The organism is Streptomyces sp. NBC_00207, from assembly GCF_045160965.1.
Classification (GTDB): Bacteria; Actinomycetota; Actinomycetes; order Streptomycetales; family Streptomycetaceae; genus Streptomyces.
In genome coordinates this window covers 310,364-325,301 of sequence record NZ_CP130715.1, presented here as the reverse complement: position 1 = coordinate 325,301, position 14,938 = coordinate 310,364, and the positions used below count along the sequence as shown (strand labels likewise).

At 64.0% G+C, this 14,938-nt stretch carries 17 protein-coding genes and 1 pseudogene; 13 read left to right on the top strand and 5 right to left on the bottom strand.

What is annotated here, in order from left to right; translation table 11 throughout:
* Nucleotides 1-25: 25 nt before the first annotated feature.
* The 6 genes from OG472_RS01635 (at nucleotide 26) to OG472_RS01610 (ending at nucleotide 6,650) form a co-directional block, all read left to right on the top strand.
* Nucleotides 26-532, top strand: coding sequence for a transposase domain-containing protein (locus OG472_RS01635; RefSeq protein WP_405940725.1), 507 nt, complete (start codon nucleotides 26-28; stop codon nucleotides 530-532).
* Nucleotides 532-1,623: a hypothetical protein gene (locus OG472_RS01630; protein ID WP_405940724.1), complete on the top strand. Its 1,092-nt coding sequence runs from the start codon at nucleotides 532-534 to the stop codon at nucleotides 1,621-1,623. Before OG472_RS01635 ends, OG472_RS01630 begins: the two co-directional genes overlap by 1 nt.
* Nucleotides 1,624-1,698: 75 nt before the next feature.
* Nucleotides 1,699-2,754 carry an iron-containing redox enzyme family protein gene (locus OG472_RS01625; RefSeq protein ID WP_405940723.1) on the top strand — a complete coding sequence of 352 codons (1,056 nt, stop codon included), beginning with the start codon at nucleotides 1,699-1,701 and terminating at the stop codon, nucleotides 2,752-2,754.
* The gene (locus OG472_RS01620) at nucleotides 2,751-3,776 is read left to right on the top strand and encodes an iron-containing redox enzyme family protein (RefSeq protein ID WP_405940722.1); all 1,026 of its coding nucleotides are present in this window, start codon (nucleotides 2,751-2,753) and stop codon (nucleotides 3,774-3,776) included. The genes OG472_RS01625 and OG472_RS01620 overlap by 4 nt, the downstream gene beginning before the upstream one ends.
* Before the next feature lie 134 nt (nucleotides 3,777-3,910).
* Nucleotides 3,911-5,170 carry an aspartate aminotransferase family protein gene (locus OG472_RS01615; RefSeq protein ID WP_405940721.1) on the top strand — a complete coding sequence of 420 codons (1,260 nt, stop codon included), beginning with the start codon at nucleotides 3,911-3,913 and terminating at the stop codon, nucleotides 5,168-5,170.
* Entirely contained in the window at nucleotides 5,163-6,650 is a 1,488-nt protein-coding gene (locus tag OG472_RS01610) for an aldehyde dehydrogenase (RefSeq protein WP_405940720.1), read from the top strand. Before OG472_RS01615 ends, OG472_RS01610 begins: the two co-directional genes overlap by 8 nt.
* A 128-nt stretch (nucleotides 6,651-6,778) precedes the next feature.
* On the opposite strand, the gene OG472_RS01605 is transcribed toward OG472_RS01610, so the two are convergent.
* The 3 genes from OG472_RS01605 to OG472_RS01595 form a co-directional block, all read right to left on the bottom strand.
* Nucleotides 6,779-7,189 carry a hypothetical protein gene (locus tag OG472_RS01605; protein ID WP_405940719.1) on the bottom strand — a complete coding sequence of 137 codons (411 nt, stop codon included), beginning with the start codon at nucleotides 7,187-7,189 and terminating at the stop codon, nucleotides 6,779-6,781.
* Nucleotides 7,186-7,686, bottom strand: coding sequence for a DUF6381 family protein (locus tag OG472_RS01600; protein WP_405940718.1), 501 nt, complete (start codon nucleotides 7,684-7,686; stop codon nucleotides 7,186-7,188). The genes OG472_RS01605 and OG472_RS01600 overlap by 4 nt, the downstream gene beginning before the upstream one ends.
* Nucleotides 7,687-7,767: 81 nt before the next feature.
* Complete coding sequence (locus OG472_RS01595) at nucleotides 7,768-8,199, bottom strand: hypothetical protein (RefSeq protein ID WP_405940717.1); 432 nt, start codon at nucleotides 8,197-8,199, stop codon at nucleotides 7,768-7,770.
* Nucleotides 8,200-8,597: 398 nt separating this feature from the next.
* On the opposite strand from OG472_RS01595, the gene OG472_RS01590 reads away from it, so the two are divergent.
* The 3 genes from OG472_RS01590 to OG472_RS01580 all read left to right on the top strand — a co-directional run bounded on the left by OG472_RS01590 (nucleotide 8,598) and on the right by OG472_RS01580 (nucleotide 11,253).
* The gene (locus OG472_RS01590) at nucleotides 8,598-9,200 is read left to right on the top strand and encodes a barstar family protein (protein ID WP_405940716.1); all 603 of its coding nucleotides are present in this window, start codon (nucleotides 8,598-8,600) and stop codon (nucleotides 9,198-9,200) included.
* Between the two features lie 232 nt (nucleotides 9,201-9,432).
* On the top strand, nucleotides 9,433-10,077 hold the full coding sequence (locus OG472_RS01585; RefSeq protein ID WP_405940715.1) for an HNH endonuclease family protein: 645 nt from the start codon (nucleotides 9,433-9,435) through the stop codon (nucleotides 10,075-10,077).
* Between the two features lie 843 nt (nucleotides 10,078-10,920).
* Nucleotides 10,921-11,253: a hypothetical protein gene (locus tag OG472_RS01580; protein ID WP_405940714.1), complete on the top strand. Its 333-nt coding sequence runs from the start codon at nucleotides 10,921-10,923 to the stop codon at nucleotides 11,251-11,253.
* Here the strand turns inward: OG472_RS01580 and OG472_RS01575 are convergent.
* Nucleotides 11,250-11,375 (bottom strand): hypothetical protein, encoded by a 126-nt coding sequence (locus OG472_RS01575; protein WP_405940713.1) that lies wholly within the window; start codon nucleotides 11,373-11,375, stop codon nucleotides 11,250-11,252. The two genes, OG472_RS01580 and OG472_RS01575, sit on opposite strands and share 4 nt — an antisense overlap.
* Nucleotides 11,376-11,399: 24 nt before the next feature.
* On the opposite strand from OG472_RS01575, the gene OG472_RS01570 reads away from it, so the two are divergent.
* On the top strand, nucleotides 11,400-11,720 hold the full coding sequence (locus OG472_RS01570) for a hypothetical protein (RefSeq protein ID WP_405940712.1): 321 nt from the start codon (nucleotides 11,400-11,402) through the stop codon (nucleotides 11,718-11,720).
* Here the strand turns inward: OG472_RS01570 and OG472_RS01565 are convergent.
* Entirely contained in the window at nucleotides 11,711-12,358 is a 648-nt protein-coding gene (locus OG472_RS01565) for a hypothetical protein (protein WP_405940711.1), read from the bottom strand. The genes OG472_RS01570 and OG472_RS01565 overlap by 10 nt on opposite strands.
* A 266-nt stretch (nucleotides 12,359-12,624) precedes the next feature.
* On the opposite strand from OG472_RS01565, the pseudogene tpg reads away from it, so the two are divergent.
* The 3 genes and pseudogenes from tpg to OG472_RS01550 all read left to right on the top strand — a co-directional run bounded on the left by tpg (nucleotide 12,625) and on the right by OG472_RS01550 (nucleotide 14,660).
* Nucleotides 12,625-13,215 (top strand): annotated as a pseudogene (tpg, locus tag OG472_RS01560) (telomere-protecting terminal protein Tpg).
* A gap of 16 nt (nucleotides 13,216-13,231) precedes the next feature.
* Nucleotides 13,232-13,540: a hypothetical protein gene (locus tag OG472_RS01555; protein ID WP_405940710.1), complete on the top strand. Its 309-nt coding sequence runs from the start codon at nucleotides 13,232-13,234 to the stop codon at nucleotides 13,538-13,540.
* Nucleotides 13,541-13,772: 232 nt separating this feature from the next.
* A complete protein-coding gene (locus tag OG472_RS01550) occupies nucleotides 13,773-14,660 on the top strand; it encodes a LysR family transcriptional regulator (RefSeq protein WP_405940709.1) in 888 nt (295 codons plus the stop codon).
* Nucleotides 14,661-14,938 lie beyond the last annotated feature (278 nt).

Sequence of the window (14,938 nt, the reverse complement as noted above, 5' to 3'; positions counted from 1 at the left end):
TTGAACCAGCCCTGGCGTCTCACCGGTGGCGCCGGGCCAGCAATTCGGTGAGCACGTCACGTCTCGGCGTACTCACAGAGGAGACCCCACTCCCAAGCTAGTGGACGAGGTCATGGAGCACAGCGGCCGCACCGAGTGCCGCCGCCGTCTGCTGCCGGCCCGCACCGTGGTCTACTTCGTCCTGGCCCTGTGCCTGTTCAGCAGCTTCGACAGCACCGGGCCACCGAGATACCGCTCCGTTCTGCGCACGTTGACGGAGAAGCTACGGCACCTGCCGGGCATGTGCGTGGAGCGCCTGCCCACGAGTTCGGCCCTGACCCGGGCCGGGCAGCGGCTGGGCGCCAAGCCGTTGCAGTGTTCGCGCGACGGTGCGGCACGCTGGCCAAGACGGCGACCTCGGGCGCGTTCGGGCTCCGGCTGGTCGCCTGGGAGGGCACCGCGCTGGATGTCCTCCACACCCCCTCCCAACGCACGGCAGTTCGGGTTCACCGGTAGAGACGGCGTCAATCAGAGCGAACACAGGTCCGTCTGATGGCGCTGACCGAGTGCGGGACCCATGTCCCGGTCGACGCGGCCTTCGACGCCGTGGCCAAGTTGAGCGAGCACCGGCTCGCCCGCCGACTGCTGGCTGCCCTGCAGCCGGACATGCTGCTGGCCGACCGTAACTTCTCCGGGTACGAACTCTGCGGCCTGGCCCGGGCCAACGGCGCCCACCTGACCTGGCGGATCAAGAAGAACCTGGTCTTCGTCGCGCTGAGGGTGCTGCTTGGTCATGCCGACCCCGAAGGAAGCCGTCCGGCGTGGACAGGCCAGGGCCCCGGCCGCAGCCTGGCCGAGCCACCCCAGGGCCACACCGTCCGCATCATCCAGGACACCGTGACCGTCCGGCCCCTGGTCGGCCTTCCCCACACCAAGACGTTCCGGCTGGTCACCAGCCTGCTGAACCGCCGGCTGGCTCCGGCCCGCCAGCCGGAGAATGACCTACCACCAGCGGTGGGAGATCGAAAACGGATTCGCAGAACCGAAGAACCGCCTGCGTGGGGGCGGGTTCATCCTGCGCTCCAAGGCACCCGAGCTGATCTGCCAGGAGATCCACGCCTTCATCACCGTCTACCAGGCGCTGTGCGCACTGGAGATTCGCGCCGCAGAACAGGCCGGGATCGATCCCGGCCGGGTCCCCCCGCGCCTGTGGCGACACACCTGTTCACCCACTTGGCCCAAGTGAAGTGCGGCAGAACTGCGAATAAGCCAAGATCAGCATGGAGTTTCGAAGTCAGCAGCCAATCGCAGGTCTGTAGGAAGATACGAAACGGTTGTCGGTCCGGTGACCGGCGCAGCCATACGGAGGCAGTTGGCCACCTCGCCGAATATTTCAAGACGTTCATGCGTATCTATGTCGGAGTGACGATCAAGGATCGTAACCACGGACAGAAAGGACTGATTGCAATGGCGTCTGGGGAGCTCGAGGAAGAGCAGGTCATCGTCCATGTTCCACGCGGACAGGCCGAAAATGTCGAGGTGCGGGAGACGGACGAGGAGGACGTCAGTGCCGAGATCACCGTCCAGGTGAGTCGGAGGCGCAAGAGGCGGGACATCCCGGTCCTGGGTGTCATCGTCAAGTAGAACGAGGCTGCGCGGCGAGCAGGGCCAACGTCTGTGGAGGGTCCTGCTCGCCATCTCAATAAGCAGGAGAATTTCATGACAACAAAAGCTGCAGCTTATCCGCTCAATCGCGCTGATGCCAGGATGGTTCTGCGTGCAGATGTCAGCCTTCGTAGCAGCGGTCCTGTTCTCGATCTCTACGAGGACCAATACCAGTTCTCCGGTATCGGCACCCCTGAGCTCCACGCAGTTGCGACGAGGCTTGACGGGAAGAACAAGGTCGGAGCCATCGCCGACGAGACGGGAGTCCCGCTGCAATCCGTGATTGCGATTGTAGATAGGCTCGTGGCGACTGGCCTTGCGGCCAACGTCTCCGAGGCTTCACCTGTCGTCGATGCGGGTGAAGTGGCAGTAGCATGCCGCCGCTTGTTCCCTCTGTGGAAGGAGCGTCTCTTCGGGGGCCCACTGTGGACGGGTTTGACGGCTGGGACGGCGAAGCACAGTCAGCTGGTGGGTTGGCTCGTGGAATCATATCACTTTATCGAGGGCGTGAATGATCGACTTCCGCTTGTTGTAGCGGAATGTCCATCTCGGCCTGTTCGAGAATTGTTTCTACACCACTTTTCGGAAGAATATGATCATGCGAGATTCTTCTTGGACTCGCTCAACGCCCTAGGCTATTCGGATGACGCTGTCATTGATGCGCCTCCGTTGCCCAGCACTCTTGCCATCCTCAACTTCATGCGCCGGTGTGCTCGCCGTGACCCGCTTCAGTATGCAGTTTGCTCAGGATTCCTCGAATCCACCGGAGGAGAGCGGTCTGACGCCCGCTCCTTCTTCAAGCTTGTGCAGCAAAACTACGCCGACAGTCCGAGATTTGTGGAGCCACTGATCGCCCATGTAGATCTAGACGAGGAGTATGGACATAATGCGCTCCTGGAAGCGGTCTGCGAACGGATCGGACCCGTGCTTACCGACCACGCGTCGGCAGCTCTGGATGCAGGAGCGCGCTTGGTTGAGATTCTGGAGACTTGGTCCAGCGATATTCTGCGCTCGTACGAAGAGTCGGCGCCGCGAGGTGTCATCAACAAATATCGGCAGCGCGAGGCAGTGGCTGTCGACATGGGTCACGTAAGTGAGGAATGGAAATGAAGCAGCTGCACGCGACATCATGTCCCTTCCTGTCTCAGCAGGTGCAGCTGGCAAACTCGGGTCAGGACCTTCTGGTTGAGACAGACGACATTGTTCTGTCATTCGGCGGATCAAGTGCCCGTCTACTTCGCGATACTCGACTTCTACTGAGCGGCATGGAGCGGTTGGATCGTATCGCGGCTCGTACCGCCACTTCTGTGGCAGAGTTGGGTCCCGTTCTTGACGTTCTCGCTAGCGAACACCTCTTGATCGATGCTGCGGCTATGGAAGAAGCGAGCGAGCTCGACTCTTTCATGGACGCATATTTTCATGAATGCGAGTTCTGGGCGAGGGAGATCGTTTCCAGGCCATTCTGGAGAACTGTTCTGGCAGGTGAAGCGGACGCGGCTGTCATTCTCGGATGGGGTATCGAATTCTTCCACTTCGTCAGTGCGGCAAACGAACACATGGCCTTTTCGGTATCTTCCTGTCGCGATAATCCCCATGTCAGAGGGTTGCTGGCGAATCACTATCTCGAAGAGTCTCACCACGGGGATCTCTTCTTGACGGGTCTAGCGGGGGTGGGACTTGATCCGGAACAGGTTAAATCGGCGCCTCCATTGGCATCCACGATGGCGCTCATTGATCACCTGAACGAGCTTGCAATGTCCGACCTCATGGCATATGCGTCGGTCTTCGGGGTGATGCAGCAATCGCGTGCGCCTAAATCGAGCGACGCGATCAACAAGTTCTTTAGCTTGCTCATCGATCGATACCCATTCGCTGAAAGCATGCTCAGTGCTTTTTGTCAACACGCACGCATGGATGTCAACCTGGACCACAACGAACTGACTTTCGAAAAGCTGTGTGCTCGGCGATGGATGTTCTCGAGGGAAGAGAAAAAAAACATCGCTATGGCAGTGCGGAGTATTGCGGAGCATTTCTTCCTCTTCTTCGAGGGGATCGAGGACTACTATGGCGGCGAGAGTGTGTCAATCCCGCGTCGTCGATTTGATATCAGGACGCTGATCCAGTGCTCGTAAACTCGCCCCAGGGACCCCAGCTCGCTTTTCTAGAACACTTCACTGCCTCATCGAGCCTGTCCGCTAGAGCAGCGGCAGTGCTTGCCGGCGGTACGACCCACGACAGTTGGCAACTCTCGCCGCACCCCGTATGCATGGACCGCGCCGATGGTCCGTGGAAGTGGGATATCGCCGGCAACCGCTTCGTGGATTACTGGATGGGGCACGGCGCATTGCTGTGCGGTCACGGCTTTGCACAGGTCGTCGAAGCAGTCGCCAGACAACTACAAAAGGGCCTGCACCTCAGTGCCCTCCATGAGTTGCAAGTCGAGTGGGCCGAGCAGGTTTGCCGCTTAGTTCCCTCCGTCGAACGTGTGAGGTTCACGTCATCAGGCAGCGAAGCGACACTTCTGGCTATGCGCGTCGCCAGGGCCTTCACTGGCCGTCCGGCGATCATGAAATTGGACGGACATTTTCATGGATGGCACGATGAGGCGCTGGCTCACTTCGTCGATCCAGCACAGGCTGGACTGAACCCTTCTGTCAGTGCGAACGTCGTGGTGGAGAGCGAGTTCGCTATTGATGTCCTCGTCGAGCGGTTGGCAGAACGGGACGTCGCAGGCGTTATCTTGGAGCCTGGAGGGGGAGCGAGTGGTGGCCTTCCGTACGACCAAGAGACGCTGCGGGAATTGCGGAGGGCGACGCGAGAGCATGGCACCCTGCTAATTTTCGATGAGGTCGTCAGTGGGTTCCGATACAGCCCCGGTGGTGCGCAGCAGCTCTGTAACGTCCTTCCGGACCTAACAGTTCTCGCTAAGATCCTCTCCGGCGGCCTCCCCGGCGGTGCCGTGGCCGGCGGCGCCGAAGTGATGTCGGTGTTCGGCGCAGGGACAGAAGTGCAGGGAAGAGCGATCAGGGTGCCGCATACCGGAACCTTCAATGGCAATCCAATCTCTGCTGCTGCCGGGGTAGCGATGCTCGACCAGGTCGCTGACGGGAGGCGGCAGACGAAAGCAGCTGAATCAGCAAGGCGCCTTGCCGATCTGGTGAATCGAAAAGCCGAGGACGCGGGGGTCGACGTTCGCCTGTTCGCGCAGAGCTCGATCTTTCACATCCTTATTGGCGCAATCCGGGCCGGTGCGCCGATCAGTCCGTCATCCGCGGTAATTGCCTTGCATAACGCTCAACCGCAACTGTATTCCGCATTGCGTAGTGCGCTGCTACTAGAAGGTGTCGACTGCCATTCGGTGCATGGTTGGGTCTCGACCGCGCATGATCAAGACGTACTCGAGGCAACTGCAGACAGTTTTCAACGCGCGTTCCACCGTTTGGCCGGTACAGCTGGCATTGACCTGAACGAATCTAGTAAGGCCAGGCAGATGGATATGGCGATCCCGGAGGCCGCACATGATTGAACTATTCATCGGCGGACTCTTTCGGCCCGCGGAGGGTGATTGCTGGTTCGAGTCGTTCGATCCTGCCACGGAGGAGTCGCTCGGTCGTGTGGCGCTTGCCGGTGAGAAAGATGTATACCGCGCCGTGTCGGCCGCTCGGGACGCGTTCGAATCGGGCCCTTGGCCTCGGATGCCAGCAGCCGAGCGCGCCGCAGTTCTACTGGATATGGCGGATTGCATCGAGGAGCGTCTTGAGGCCCTGGCGAAGCTCGAGACTCGCGACACCGGTATGCCCATCACGATCACCACCGGGGGTCACCTGCCACGCGCAGTTGCCCACTTCCGGTATTTCGCCGCCGAGGCTGAGCGACTCATCGGAGAGGCGTATCCTCTTGACGATGCCTATGTAAATATCGTTATACGCGAGCCGGTGGGTGTTGTCGGAGTCCTCACTCCCTGGAATTCGCCCTTGTCGGTCGCGTCAATCAATGTGGCTGCAGCACTGGCGTGCGGAAACACATGTGTCCTAAAACCATCCGAACTAGCCCCTCTAAGTGTCGCTGTTCTCGCCGAGGTCGCACGCGAAGTGGACCTGCCGCCGGGCGTGCTCAACATCCTCCTCGGGGATCGCGTCACCGGTCAGACTCTCGTCGCACATCCGGATGTAGATGTCATCGCCTTTACCGGCGGCGTGGCGACAGGGAAGGATATCGTTGCGCGCGCCGCCCCGACTCTCAAGCGCGTCAATTGTGAATTGGGGGGTAAGTCGGCGAGTATTGTCTTTGCTGACACTGACTTCGAGCGGACAGTTGACGGTACGTTGCTATCGATGTTCGCGAGCAACGGGGAGGCGTGCACGGCAGGATCACGCATCCTGGTTGAGCGTGCCATTTATGAAGATTTCGTTGATGCGTTCGCTACAAGGGCAGCCAATATTCAGATGGGGGACCCTCTTTCAAAGGAGACTGAGGTCGGTCCGCTGATTTCTGAGGCTCACAGGTCGCGTGTCCTAGATTACATCGAGGACGGCCGGATCGCGGGCGCCACAGTTCACCGCGAGGTTTTCGGCAGCCTGACCAGCGGTCACTACGTGCCTCCTACCGTGCTGTCGAATGTCAACAACAGCATGCGGATCGCCCAAGAGGAGATCTTTGGTCCTGTCGCGGCATTGATTCCATTCTCGGGAACGGAGGAGGCTGTACAGATTGCCAATGACACCGCGTATGGCCTGGCGGGATGTGTTTGGAGTGGCGACCATGAGCGGGCGATGTCAGTTGCCCGCCGGCTTCGCGCCGGTTCAGTAGCGATCAACTCCGTCTTGATTCGCGACTTCAGAGCTCCATTCGGCGGCTACAAACACAGCGGGATCGGGCGCATTGGCGGTCACTACAGCGTCGATCTGTTCACCGAGGTCAAGTCGACGTGTGTATCCGTTGCGCCGCTACAGCTCCCGCGTCTCGGTACGGGTAGCCGAGTGGCTCCGCAGAGTTCGCACGGTTGAACACGGTTGCGGCGTCGACGAATACCAGGAACCTCCGCATCTCGTCGGGGGTGAGCAGCAGGGCTGTTTCAAAGTACTTTGAAACAGCCCTGGGGTGGGAGGCAGCAAGGTAAATGGCTTTGCGTGGCTTATTGCCGTGGTGCAGGCATGTGGATGACGTTGCCGGCCATCCGATCGGGGGGGTTCCTGGATCGGAGTTCTTCAACAAGGACAGCATTGGCGAAGGTGAGCCCGGCGGTGGTGGCCCGAAGTTCCTCGATTTCCTTGCGCTGCTCACTGATCGTCTTTTTTAGCTTGGTCACAGTTTCACGGAGACGCTTTTCGACCTCGAGGGTCTGGTTCGTTTCGTTGCGGACGCGTTCGTAGAACTCGTTCTTCAGATCGGCATGTCGTTTGAGGAGAGCCATTCGGTGGACTCCGGCCTCGGCAGCAAGGGCCACGACGGTGAGGCTCCCGTTGGACTGGGTGGCGGTGCCGGCGAGGAGGCGGTCGATCGCTTCGCGGATGCGGGCGCGTTCGTCGTGGTGCTGGGTGGTCATACGGGGACCTCGACTGTTGTGGCGGTGACGTCGTGGGTGTCCGCGGTTGCGCGGAGCCGGTTCGCGTTGCGGTGCAGCCGTTTGCGGGTGCCGTCGGGGGCGTGGGCGGCAAGCTGATCGATCTCGTCTGCGCGTTCACGCAACTGGCGGGCGTGCGTGCCGGTGCGGACGGCGTTGCCGCAGCCCCTGCGCCTCACGCTGGCGTGGCCGGCCGGCCTGCGCGGCACCGCCGCGTCAGGTGCACGAGGCGGGCCGGTCCGCCACGGTGTCGCCCATGTCGGGCCGGGTGAGGGGTGCGTGTGCAAGCGCCACGGCTGCGGCGGAGTGGTTCCCGTCTCCTGGTGCCAGGAGCACGGCGACGCGGTGGGGCCGGTGCTGGAGTGGCATCCCGGCGGCGGGATCCGCTGCACGGACCTGCGCCGGGGGCGCCGGTCGGGCGGGGCAGATAGGCATGGCCGCGGCGGCCGGTGACTCCCCAACTCATCGACATTGATCATGCCGCGGGTCCCGGTGGGCCCAATGGGGGTCTTCACGAGACGTGGTGTGCGTGTACCTGGCCTACGGGTTGACCGGGCAAGTCAGGCGGTGTCCCGGATTTGGGCGAGGCGTCCGGCGGCCACGGCCGGTCCGTAGACGTCGATGATGCGGGCGACGGCGCTGATGGCGTAGGTGGCGATCCACTGGGTGTCGTCGAGGTGGTGGCGGGGGTCGGCTCCGTCGTCGGCGAGGGCCATGACGGTGTCCGCCACGGGTCCGTGCATGGTGACGTGCTGGAGCCAGGTCCGTCCGGCAGGTCCGAGGACGGCCGGGCGGTTGAGGGAGATGTCGGGGCGGGCGAGGACAGCGTCGTGGAGCAGTCCGCAGAGCTGCTGGCGCGCGTAGGCCGCGGTGGTTGGGCAGACGGTGCTGTCGGCCATGGCGGAGGCGATGGCCTCGCTGTCGTGGGTGAGGTGGGCCAGCATCAGGTCCAGGGCGGCCATCTCACCGGCGGTCTGCTGTGTACTGATCATGCCCGGTGTAACGAGGCGGCCCGCTGTCCGGGCCTGCCCTGCTCGGTGTCACATAAGTGGGTGGGACACCGAGCAGGCTCCGGTTAGGGTCGCTGCAGCCCGTGCCGATATGGCGTGCGCGGGTCAGGCCCGGTGCCCATCCTTGGGGGCAGTACCGCCGGGCCGACGCATCCGTATCGGCGGGGTTCGTCAGCAGCGCAGCGCGCTGTCAGCGGGTCTCCGCCTCGCTGCTGGACGCCCGGCTGAGCGGATGCGGTGAAGCGCGCTGCTGTTCCTTGCCGTCCGCACTGGTCGCGAGATCGGACGGGGAAAGGACCAGCACCCGACCTCGCCGCAATCGCTCAGGCCGGGGACGTAATCCGAAGGCGCCCTGAGTGGGCGGGGTGCGAGCATGCCCCATGAGTAGCTTCCTTCCCACCCTCACCGAACGCCGGTCGCCCTGGGTCACCTTCACCTCTTCCGCCGACCCCTGGGTGGCCGCGGCCGAGGCCGAGCTGCGGGCCCGGGGTGGGATCGTTCTGCGCCTGGACGGTGAGGAGCTGCACGAGAAGGGGTGTCTGTACCGGGCGTTCGCCCGTGAACTGGGGTTCCCCGGTTACTTCGGGCACAACTGGGATGCCATGGTGGACTGCCTCGGCGACTGGCACGGGCCCGGGCACGGCAAGCAGGACGTCGCGGTGCTGATCGACGGTGCGGACCCGCTGCTGGGCGCGGAGTTCCTCGGTGATCTCGTGTGGACCCTGTGCGCGGGCGCTTGGCGGGCCAACTTCATGGTCGACGCCGACGGTGAGCCCCACTCGTACGGCTCACCCTTCGCCCTGCACTTCGTCTTCCTGCTCGACCGCGTCGCACCCGCTGATTTCGCGGAGGCCGCCGTCGACGACGAGGACGTGGCCGCAGCCGTGGTGGACGGGCGGCTGGTCCTCACCCTGACTGCTGAGGACACGTGGGGCGGTGACCCCGTCTGGCCGCCGGCCGGACACGGCTCTCAGACGGCCTAAACGGATGCGGTGAAGCGCCCGTTGGCGGGCCTGCTCGTCGGGTCCAGCGGATGCCCAGCGCGGCCCGCCGGAGCGGGACGGGCATGACTCGGCCGGGTCGAACGGGGATGGCCGCCGGGTTGAGGGTGGGGCGGGTGCATGATCGGTTCTTCGGTGAACTTGTGCCCCCGGCAGGGTGAGATGCCCTTCGCCGGGGTCGTACCGGTGGTGCTGCGCCCGGTATCACCGGACCATGATCACGAGTCTCTGCCGCGGTGTCGTCGCGGCTTCCCTGGCCTTCGCCGTCCTCGCCCCGACGACCGCCCATGCCGATGAGTACACCCTCACGGAGGCGATCACGTCTTTGCCGATCGCGGAGGAGATCCGCGACGGGTACAAGCGGGAGCTGTACCCGCACTGGAAAGACGATGACAAGAACGGCTGCACGGCCCGAAACGACGTCCTGATCGCCGAGGCGATCGAGGCCCCGACCGTCGGGGCCGGCTGCACGATCACCGGCGGGGTGTGGCACTCCTACTACGACGACGTCCTGGTGCAGGGCCCGGCCGGGGTCGACATCGACCACATGGTCCCGCTCGCCGAGGTCCATGACTCAGGTGGCTACGGCTGGACGACGGAGCGGCGTCGCCGGTACGCCAACGACCTGGGTTCGGACGTCACCCTCGTCGGCGTCACGGCCCGCTCGAACCGTCAGAAGAGCGACCAGGACCCGGCGACGTGGATGCCGTCTCCGGCAGTGCACTGCCGGTACATCGGTGAGTGGGTGGCGACCAAGCACCGTTGGGGTCTGGCGGTGGACCAGGCCGAGCGGGAGGCGCTGCTGACGTACGCGGCCGGCTGCCCGAATGCGAACCTCGCCTTCGAGCGGGCTAGCTGAGATTCCCCGGGAAGGTGCAGTGGCGGTCACCGGCATGTTGACCCTCCTGTAGACGTCGGCCGGACGTCGTCGGGAAGGTCGCGCCAAGGCGAGCCTGCCCCCGGTGCCTCCACGCGATGGATCGGGCGTGCGGCGATGGTCGGCCCAGCGCCAATTCGCGGACCGGATCGGTCGGCATCAGCGGAGCGATCCGGTCCCACCTCTCGTCGGCTACAGGACTGACGTATCCGATCGATTGGCTAACCGATCAAAGAGACACGCGTTGGGTGTTTCATCGAGATGCCTGCCAGTCGCATACCGTGAAGTGCGCGTTCCGCAGTGTTGTCGAGGGCAGCATCGAACTCAAGCAGTGGCTGCGAGCGCACGGACCAGACGTAGCGTCAGATTTCAGCGGCCAACCTCTACAACCCTCGTGCCCAGAAGTTCACATGCCGCAAGAATCAATCGCCCGACGGGGACTCACGGGCCTGTCTCCAAGCAAATGATCGCGCCATCTGTAAAGAGTGGACACTCTCAAAGGGAGACTCCATGGAACAGGCGCCCCCGCCAGATTCTGAGAATTCACCGGACGCTCCGGAGCCTCAATCAAGGGGCGAGAAGCTCAGAGGGTGGCAGACATTGCTGGCCGCCCTCGCCTCAGGGGTGTTCGCTCTCGCGGGAGTCTTGATCACAAAATCCTGTACCAGTGGTGAAGACTCTCCAGAGTCTCCACCCTCTTCGTCCGTCAGTAGTGGCAGTCCGGACAAAATCAGCCCTGCCGCTCCAGCGATCTATGCAACCCTCGGTGCCACTGAGTCTGATCCGAGTCCGAAGGACCCGCGAGCAGTCCTCGTTCATATGGACGTGTTCTACGAAAACGTCGCCGTGGGCACACGGCTTGTTGCACTCGCCGGCCCTGACGAGGTGAATGGGGACGGCAAAAAGTATTGGATCATGGCGAACGTGGCCGATGAAAGAAAGGGTACTTCGGGGCAATTTTCCGTGACCTTGCGAGTCCGTCAGCCGGCTCAGGATATCGTCGGTCAAATTGGGAAGATGTCTACCAGTTTCTCTTGCGCGGAAATCCTCGGATGTCAGCGCCGAGAAGAAGATGTTATGAATGCGCATCCTAGTCAGCAGCCAAATGTCCAAGGATACACGCCGCTCACAGAACTCGTGCGGCGGACCTGGCTTTAGAACGACACGTCGATGTAGTCGATGTCGGTGAGTTCGACTTCGAGGTGGTCGGCGCGGGTGCCGCCGTCCTTGAAGAGGCGGACGTGGATCTCGCGGGACTGCTCGCGGACTGGGCTGCGCACCTGTCCGTTGTCCGCGATGCGGCCGTGCCGCTGCCCGGACGGCTGGCCGCGCTTCTGGTCGAGTTGGCCGGGCAGCTGACCGCCACGGCCGCGGACGCGCCGCTGGCCGCGCTGCGCGCCGCTGGTGTGCTGGAGCGGGTCGCCGCCTGGGTCGGCCGGACGGCCGCCGGCGCGCTGTGCGACGACGGTATGCCGGCCGAAGCGGTGGCCACCGCCCTCGGCACCACCGGCACAGGACGGGTAACGGCACGCACCCCAGCGTCCGCCTTGCTGGGTTTCGGTTATGCCGGAGGCCCGCCCCGGCCTGGTGGCGGGGCGGGCTTTCCAGCCCACCGTCAGATGTGACGGCGCTCCCGGCGCAGCTTCCGCTGCTCAGCGAAGTCGGCCGACCTCACCTTGTGGTACTCGCAGAGAATGTCCTCTACCTGCCCCGCACTGAACTTGTGGAGCGTCTCGGGAAGTTCCTCCACATCCACCGTCTCGGCGTCCTTCGGCACACCCAGCGCTCGCGCCCCGAGCAGCGTCCCGGCGTGGAGGTACACGACATCCGGCCGCAGCCGCAGCCATGCCCCCGCCGACACCGCTGTGTCGTACACGGTAACCGGCCCGATACCCCGGATCCGCGCATCCCACAGCAGGCCGTACAGCTCTTCGAACACCGTCGCCCGCTGCAGAGCATCCAGCTCGTCGAGGAGAGCGTCCCGGTACTTGATCAGCGCCCCGGCGTCGACGTTCTCCAGGTGCTCGTGCCGCACACCCTCACGGATGTTCCCGGCGCCCGCGATCCGTACAACGTCGTGGAACGAGGGCAGGCTGCGGAAGTACTTCCGCTCCTGCTTCGCCTGCTTCTTGCCCTTCAGCAGGTACCGCGCCACCGCTCTCTCGAGCCGGTCCGGGTCCTTCGCCTGGTACATGATCATCCCCTCCGTCGCGCCCCGCGTGATCGTAGGCGCGTACCCACTGACGGCCAACGTCCGTCTCACGGCCGCAATGCTCCCGATCAGATGGCGCGCCGAAGTCACTGGCCGCGGTCTGGACCGGAGGACCTTCCGACGCGGAGAGCCTCCTGGCAGGCCTCGCTTCACACGGGGGACCATGACGCACGCGACGCCTGCGCTGGCCGTCCGAGAGGCTTTCGTCCGTAGACAGCAGTGAAGGCCCCCAGGTGACTGGGGGCGTCGTAGACCAGGCTGGGGCAACCCCGTCCCGGGCGCTGCCCGGGACGGGTGCCGAGAGGAAGGACACGCTGCTGGCGGGGGACATCGATGACGCCCTGGAGCGCGCGGACCGGGAAGGGTTCACGCGGGAGCCGCCCAAGACGTTGAAAGGGCGGATCAACTTCCTGGTCAGACAGTTGAAGTCGACCAAAGCCGTAGCCCAGGAGCTTGGGGTAAGTCAGCGGTCGGTGGAGCCCTACCGCAAGGGCGACCGCAAGACTCGCCCAAGGCCGTCGCGGACCGCATCGACACGGCCGTACGGGCGCGCTGGCAGCCGGTCGTGCGCGGCCGGCGCCGCAAGGAGGCCGCCACCAGCACCGGCATCACGGTCGAGACGCGGGCCCGGTTCGGCTACACCGCACCGGTCGGCACGACCGACAACGGCAGATGCGACGCCTCACCGTCCACCTCCCCCGGGCGTACGTGCAGCCCCTGTTCGACGCCCGTGACGCGGAGCCGGCGATCAGGAGATGCGTGGGATCATCGCCGAAGGGCGACGGGATCCGGTCCATGCCCCAGAGGGCGGCGCATCGTGCTCACCACCAAAGTCTCGCAGGCTGGCAGACAGCGTCGAAGCGCAGGTTAGGGCCGATTTAGCACGTTGGTGTGTGGGCATGCTGTAGGCGAGCCGGGGGGAGCATGCCAGACATAGAGCGGAAGCGCTGGAGCACAACCATCTACTTCAGCGTGGAGGAGACTTCCGACTTGGCTGATGGCGCAAGCGCCGTGGCCCTGACTGCCACCATGCTGCCCGAGGCGACGTCCAAGATCGTCGCTATGTACGCCGGGCTCATCTCTCTGGGTTTGAAGGTTGCAGTGAGGAGGAAGAAGGCGCTAGGCCTCCAGGTCAGTGTCCTGCCCTTCGGCGCCTTCGGGCCTCAGACCTTCAAGGGCTTCGGACTACCTGCAGGTCCCCTCAGCGCTTTCTTCCATGACGGCAAGCCTTGAAGGCCCTGCGGCTCACTTGCTCCTGGCACGCGAGCTGAACAACGGGCTCCAGCCTGAACCGCCTGACGGCCGACATTGTCCTCGCCGAGGCTCGACGAGGTGGGACGCCGGCTCTGACTTGAGGTTCGGCGCCCCTGGTGCCTCAACGATCTTGCGGTTCGCACGTATGATCAAGATGGACTTCCATGCGGTTCGGTAACCGCTGGGTTATCGACGGGGAGCCGGGGGGCCGGTGGAGCTGCGGGACATCGAGATATTCCTGGTACTGGCGGAGGAGCTGCATTTCGGCCGGACGGCACAGCGGCTGCACGTCTCCCAGGCGCGCGTCAGCCAGGCCATCAAGAAGCAGGAGCGGCGCATCGGGGCAGAGCTGTTCGCCCGCACCAGCCGTACGGTGCGCCTGACCGAGGTCGGCCGACAACTCCGCGACGATCTGCAACCGGTCTACGCGGGCCTGCACGAATCCCTGGAGCGCGCCCAGCTGGCAGCCCGCGGCATCACCGCACAGCTCCGCATCAGCCTGATGCCCTTCAACGTCGCCGATCTGCACCCCTACTGGAAGGCGTTCCGTGCGCGGCACCCGCAATGGGGCCTCCAGATCCGCCAGGCAACCTTCACCGACCTGTTTGGCCGGCTCCGCAGTGGTGCCATGGATGTTGCTGTCCTCTGGCTGCCTGTGGAAGAGCCGGACCTCACCGTCGGACCGATCCTGTGCACCGACTCCCGGATCCTCGCCGTTGCCGCCGACCATCGGTTTGCGGAACGGGACTCCGTCCCTCTGGAGCTGCTCGCCGAATTCCCGCACAGCACCGCCCTCGACCTGCCGGACTACTGGGAGGACGGCTACCTGCCTTTCTACACCCCACGGGGCCGGCAGATTGAGCGCACCGTGCTCGCGGATAACTCTGATGAGCTGATCAGCCTGGTCGGCATGGGAGACATCATCAATACCTTTCCCGGCCATGTCACCAGGTACTGGGGCATGTCGAACATCCGATTTCTTCCCGTCCCGGACATCGCCACCTTGAACTTCGCCTTGGTCTGGCGGACCGAAGCCGAGAACGACCTCATCCGCGCTCTGGCCAGCACAGTGCGAGATCTCGGCACGTACCGATTCTGACGCAATCCGCGGCGTGAATCTCCCGTTCAAAGAAGTCCCGCGCTCCGCACACCTCCGACTTCGTGGGCGGTCCTGGAGAGGACGGGCCAGAGAGCTCTGACCTGCAGGAACAGGCTCGGCGTAGAGGACCTGGTGCTCGCCGCCGGCAGGCTGCGCGCTGGAGAGCGGGGAACATCGGCCTGGATCAGGCGGATTACGTCGTGAGGTCCCTGAGCGGACGGCCGCGCCGGGGCGGCCTTGTCGTTCATGGTGCGGGTGCCCGGGTTCTCCCCGCCGCT

Bases quoted from the DNA above. Each gene is read 5' to 3' on its own strand.
- OG472_RS01625 (WP_405940723.1), top strand. From the start codon at position 1,699: ATGACAACAAAAGCTGCAGCTTATCCGCTCAATCGCGCTGATGCCAGG.
- OG472_RS01595 (WP_405940717.1), bottom strand. From the start codon at position 8,199: ATGATCAGTACACAGCAGACCGCCGGTGAGATGGCCGCCCTGGACCTG.
- OG472_RS01610 (WP_405940720.1), top strand. From the start codon at position 5,163: ATGATTGAACTATTCATCGGCGGACTCTTTCGGCCCGCGGAGGGTGAT.
- OG472_RS01585 (WP_405940715.1), top strand. From the start codon at position 9,433: ATGATCACGAGTCTCTGCCGCGGTGTCGTCGCGGCTTCCCTGGCCTTC.
- OG472_RS01630 (WP_405940724.1), top strand. From the start codon at position 532: ATGGCGCTGACCGAGTGCGGGACCCATGTCCCGGTCGACGCGGCCTTC.
- OG472_RS01590 (WP_405940716.1), top strand. From the start codon at position 8,598: ATGAGTAGCTTCCTTCCCACCCTCACCGAACGCCGGTCGCCCTGGGTC.
- OG472_RS01600 (WP_405940718.1), bottom strand. From the start codon at position 7,686: ATGATCAATGTCGATGAGTTGGGGAGTCACCGGCCGCCGCGGCCATGC.
- OG472_RS01605 (WP_405940719.1), bottom strand. From the start codon at position 7,189: ATGACCACCCAGCACCACGACGAACGCGCCCGCATCCGCGAAGCGATC.
- OG472_RS01555 (WP_405940710.1), top strand. From the start codon at position 13,232: ATGCCAGACATAGAGCGGAAGCGCTGGAGCACAACCATCTACTTCAGC.
- OG472_RS01620 (WP_405940722.1), top strand. From the start codon at position 2,751: ATGAAGCAGCTGCACGCGACATCATGTCCCTTCCTGTCTCAGCAGGTG.
- OG472_RS01615 (WP_405940721.1), top strand. From the start codon at position 3,911: ATGGACCGCGCCGATGGTCCGTGGAAGTGGGATATCGCCGGCAACCGC.